Origin of the sequence: Thermogemmatispora sp., assembly GCF_042408735.1 — a bacterium.
GTDB lineage: Bacteria > Chloroflexota > Ktedonobacteria > Ktedonobacterales > Ktedonobacteraceae > Thermogemmatispora.
Genome location: NZ_JBHOQV010000038.1, coordinates 1 through 4,563, shown reverse-complemented (window position 1 = coordinate 4,563; position 4,563 = coordinate 1). Strand labels below are relative to the sequence as shown.

At 54.1% G+C, this 4,563-nt stretch carries 4 protein-coding genes and 1 pseudogene; all 5 read right to left on the bottom strand.

Features of this window, described 5'->3' with window-relative positions:
* Window positions 1–312: pseudogene (locus ACFMO7_RS02460) on the bottom strand (hypothetical protein); the annotation flags it as partial.
* A gap of 70 nt (window positions 313–382) precedes the next feature.
* The gene (locus ACFMO7_RS02455) at window positions 383–1,240 is read right to left on the bottom strand and encodes an SAM-dependent methyltransferase (protein ID WP_376793945.1); all 858 of its coding nucleotides are present in this window, start codon (window positions 1,238–1,240) and stop codon (window positions 383–385) included.
* A 191-nt stretch (window positions 1,241–1,431) separates the two neighbouring features.
* On the bottom strand, window positions 1,432–2,322 hold the full coding sequence (locus tag ACFMO7_RS02450) for an ABC transporter permease (RefSeq protein WP_376793944.1): 891 nt from the start codon (window positions 2,320–2,322) through the stop codon (window positions 1,432–1,434).
* Window positions 2,319–3,110, bottom strand: a complete 792-nt coding sequence (locus ACFMO7_RS02445) for an ABC transporter ATP-binding protein (RefSeq protein WP_376793943.1) — start codon at window positions 3,108–3,110, stop codon at window positions 2,319–2,321. Before ACFMO7_RS02445 ends, ACFMO7_RS02450 begins: the two co-directional genes overlap by 4 nt.
* A gap of 326 nt (window positions 3,111–3,436) precedes the next feature.
* Window positions 3,437–4,288: a class I SAM-dependent methyltransferase gene (locus tag ACFMO7_RS02440; protein ID WP_376793942.1), complete on the bottom strand. Its 852-nt coding sequence runs from the start codon at window positions 4,286–4,288 to the stop codon at window positions 3,437–3,439.
* Window positions 4,289–4,563: the final 275 nt, after the last annotated feature.

The window sequence follows — 4,563 nt, the reverse complement described above, 5'->3', positions numbered from 1 at the left end:
GGCTTCGGTGAGCAGGCCGCCGACGGCGACCTCGATGGCGCCGGAGTGGACGGCCTCAGCCATCTGCGGGCTGGAGGGTTCGACCTGGAAGGGAGTAGGGTAGACGGTGAGGCCCTGGGCCTGGAAGTAGCCCTTATCGAGAGCAACAAAGGCCGGTAGGAACGGGGCTGAGAAGCCATCAACCGCCACTTTTAGCTTCATGTCGTCTTTGAAGTTGGTAGCAGGTCCAAAGCTACATCCCGAAAGGCCGAGCAGAGCCGCTATCAGAATAAGCACGGCTGGCCACCCTTGCTTGTGGGTCTGATCTCTCATGTTTCCTCCCGATCACGATCATAGAAATATGGTCTGTTTACAGACGCCCAGTCTCTCTTGTTGTACCAGCTTATTGCCTTCTGCGACGTCCCGTAACCAGCATGTGGTAGAGCTTTTCACTCTCAGGGGTCAATTCTTCAGGTGGAATGAAAGGGAAAATAGCTCGTCCGTACTCATGACCCTTATACACAGTGGGCACGAAAGTGGCTTCCCAGCCAAAGGAGGCCAGGAAAGACACAGGATCATCAATAGCACCAATCCAGGGGGAACCGAAGCGAGCTACACGCTCAATTCTAGCCTGCATAACAGGTGATGCAAGCATGGCACTGTGTATAGCATCAAATCCTATCCAGCTATCTTGAGCAGCAAGAATACTTATTTGTCCAATAAGTTGATTGATATGCTCGGAGGACAAGTAGAAAAGTAAACCCTCGACGAGCCAGACTGAAGGAGAGGTTGGATCAAAACCCGCCTGTAGCAGGGCATTGCTCCAATCGGCCTCTGCCAGGTCCGCCATAACCACCAGGCGTTCACAGCGCGGCTGAGCCTGTTGGGCTTGAAGAATTGCTTCCTTATAATCTAAAACCAGCGGTTGATCAATTTCAAAGAAACGTGTGCCGGTGGGCCAGTTCAGGCGGAAGGCCCGCGTATCAAGGCCGGCTGCTGGCAGTACAATTTGGCGTAGTCCCTCCTCGAAGGCCAGACGTTGCAGACACTCATCGAAATAGCGCGTACGTACGATAATAGAACTTCCTTTGTCCTCGATGGGATCAAAGCGTCTCTTCCCTTCGTGACCGGCCAGCGCGGCCGCCCAGGGATCATCGAAAAGCCGATCTGGGCGCTGGCTCTCGTAAGCGCGAGCTGCTGCTGTGAGATAGGCGGTTGGGCCAATTAGCTCTTTAGGAGTAATCTGAATCCTTTCTGACATGACTAGGTCCTCCAGCTAATCTTTGATTCTCTTCAGCCATCCGGATGACTATGTTACCAGTCATCCTGACAGCAACTTGTGATCAGAGAACTAGGATCTGTATCGATCCGATTTCTGCTCGCCGCTGCTCCACAAGCAACAGCAATAACTGTAGCTCTGAAGCTTCTTGTCTGACTGGGACAATGAAGGAATTAAGACTGATTGCTGCTAGAGAGCTTCAAACTAGCCTTCCAATGAGACGTCTTGTGATCAATCAAGTTGACGATGGCGTTCAGAAGAGCAGCAATCAGCGTCAATACCAATAGGGCCGAAAAGACACCCGCGGGGTTGAAGGCTTCGCCGCAGGACTGAATAAGGTAGCCGATGCCGCGATTAGCCCCGATTTGCTCCCCGACGATAGCTCCGATCAGGGCGTAGGGGATTGCCACATGTAAACCTGTTAGTACCGAGCCGGTGGCCGACGGCAAAATTACCTTAAAAATTACATCGCGCTTCCTTCCTCCCATTAAACGCACTGCATCGATAAGATGCTGATCAACGCTGCGCACTCCATTGAGAGTGTTCAGGAAGATCAAGAAAAAGACCGTCACTGCCGCCAGAACGACCTTCATCGGAATCTCGATTCCTAGCCAAAGGATGAAGAGCGGCGCCAGGGCGATCTTGGGAATACTGTTCAGAACAATGATGAAAGGGCTAAAAATGCGCTCCAGCGTCGGCTGAAGCCCAAAGAGGAAGCCCAGAATGAGGCCGCTAATGATCCCGAACAGCAGACCTAGCAGTGTCTCTTCCAAGGTGACGGCCGTGTTCATCACCAGTGTGCTCTCGTACCAGGGCGTGCCATCGCTGAGCCAGATGATTGTCTGGTGCAAGATCGCCAACGGATTGCTTAGGAAGGACGAGTCGAGCAGCGTCCCAGAACCAAACTGCCAGAAGAGCAGCACTCCTATCACCAGCAACAGACGAGCCCCATAGATCAGCCACTGCTGATGTTGCTTGCGCTGCTGGGTCTGTCTAACCAGAGCCGAGGGAGCAACAAGCGCCGACCTCGGCTGCTCCGATCTGAACTGATTCACCAGACTCATAGCCTCACCTCTTGCCGTTGCACTTGCTGGCGCGACTCCATCAATGCATCCCACAGGCGTCGATGCAGACTGATGAATTCTGGGCGGAACCGGATGTGTGCAGCGTTGCGGGGACGTGGTAATAAGACAGGCTCATCGGCGATGACCTGTCCCCCTGTACCCAGGATCACCACGCGATCACCCAGGATAATCGCCTCCTCCAGATCATGGGTTACAAAAAGCACGCTGGAGCGCTGTCGCGACCATAGCGAGAGCAACTCGTTCTGAAGCTCCAAACGCAGTTGCGCGTCGAGGGCGGCAAAAGGCTCGTCCATCAAGAGCGTCTCAGGCATAGTTACCAGCATACGCGCCAGACCTGCCCGGCGCAGCATGCCCCCCGACAGCTCATGGGGATAAAGCTTTTCGAAACCCTCCAGACCAACCAGGCGGATGAACTCAGCTGCGCGCCGACGCCGCTCTGCCGCTGGTACTCCTCTGATCTCCAGCGGCATTTCGACGTTGCGCTCAACCGTTCTCCAGGGCATCAGGGTATCTTTCTGGGTCAGATAGCCCATCTCTAGCCGCGGCCCGCTGATAGGGGTGCCCTTGTAATAGACCATTCCGGAACCTGGCGCCAGAAGTCCTGCTACAATATTGAGCAGCGTTGTCTTGCCGCAGCCGCTCGGACCGGCAATCACGACAAAGCTGCCGCTTTCGATTTCCAGGTTTACGTTGTGCAAAACCAAAATCTCGCGATCGTTGCGTATAAATGACTTGGTAAGCTGCTCCACGTGTATGACGATGCTCATTCAGCTGCTCCTTTGCTCCCTGGAGGTGGCCCTGTGTCCTCTCAAGGAGCAGTTCCTCGTCGGCTGTAACGTTAATTGATTCGTGCGACAAGCTGCTTCCGGTTGACTAGCTCTGGATTCGCTGGCTGAAGGGCTCCCTATGGAAGAGAGGCTGGCTGGTCTGGTCTTCCTCGTGAGGGGGTGGCACCCTTCTCCGGTTGCAGGCTGACAGCAACGTAGGCTCTTCTGAGCTAGTGTGAGCTGCGCATTCTTCTGCAGGGTTAACCGTTTCAAACGAACGCTCATGCCGTAATCGATAAAATATGCTTTCTCTTCTCTAACTGTTCCTAATTGAAACGCCTGGCAGTGACGAGCATATGGTAGAGCTTTTCCGTGTCACTAGTCAGCCTTTCCGGTGGAATAAAAGGAAAGATCGCTCTTCCATACTCGTAACCCTTGCGCGCATTTGATACGAAGCTGGCCTGCCAGCCAAAGGGTGCCAGGAAGGCGACTGGATCATCGATTGCCCCGATCCAGGGGGCCCTGTTCTTCCTCGTCAGCTGGATGCGCGAATGGGTCAGCGGTGAGGAGAGCAGGGCACTATGGATCGCGTCGAAGCCGAGCCAGCTAGTTGGAGCGGCCAGGCGGCTAATCCGACTGAGCAGCAGGCGCGTCTGTTCCAGAGGGATATAAAAGAAGAGGCCCTCTATCAACCAGATCGAGGGAAGCTCTGAACGAAAGCCAGCTTCTATCAACCGCTCCTCCCAGTCGGCGGACATCAAGTCTGCTGCCAGGACAGTGCGCTGGCAGCGAGCCTGAGCTTGATGGTCCTGGAGCCGAGCCTCCTTGTACTCCACAACGGCGGGCAAATCAATTTCAAAGAAGTGGGTGGCTGGTGGCCAGTCGAGGCGAAAAGCCCGCGTGTCGAGACCAGCGGCTGGCAGCACGATCTGACACAGACCCTCCTCATGGGTCAAACGCTGCAGCCATTCATCAAAATAGCGAGTACGTACAATGATCGAGGCTCCCTTGTCCTCGCCCTTTTCAAGAATACTGAATCCCTCACTGCTGGCCAGCAAGGCGGCCCAGGGATCGTGAAAGAGACGATCCGCTCGCTGACTCTCGCGAGCGCGAGCTGCCGCAGTCAGGTGCGCGGTCAAGCTGATGCCCTGTGGAGCTGCCCCGGATAGTTCAGTCATCGCCGAAGGCTCCGCACCTTTATCTCAAATTAGCAGCTAATGCTTGCTTAATAGGTACTCTCATATACCTATCAGCCTGCAACTCCTGGTGGCCCACTAATTGAAGAGCTTATTATGGATGGAAGAGCTTGACTTCCGTCTTTATCATGAACTATGATATAAATCCTTGTCAATACCCCCCTGGGTAAAACGTGCCAAGGAACCGGGCTTCTCTATCTATCAAAGGATAGTACCTTCTGAGAATTTCTGCAATATATAGCCAGCATTTTTATGTG

Coding starts and splice junctions, on each gene's coding strand:
- ACFMO7_RS02440 (WP_376793942.1), bottom strand. CDS start 4,288: ATGACTGAACTATCCGGGGCAGCTCCACAGGGCATCAGCTTGACCGCG.
- ACFMO7_RS02450 (WP_376793944.1), bottom strand. CDS start 2,322: ATGAGTCTGGTGAATCAGTTCAGATCGGAGCAGCCGAGGTCGGCGCTT.
- ACFMO7_RS02445 (WP_376793943.1), bottom strand. CDS start 3,110: ATGAGCATCGTCATACACGTGGAGCAGCTTACCAAGTCATTTATACGC.
- ACFMO7_RS02455 (WP_376793945.1), bottom strand. CDS start 1,240: ATGTCAGAAAGGATTCAGATTACTCCTAAAGAGCTAATTGGCCCAACC.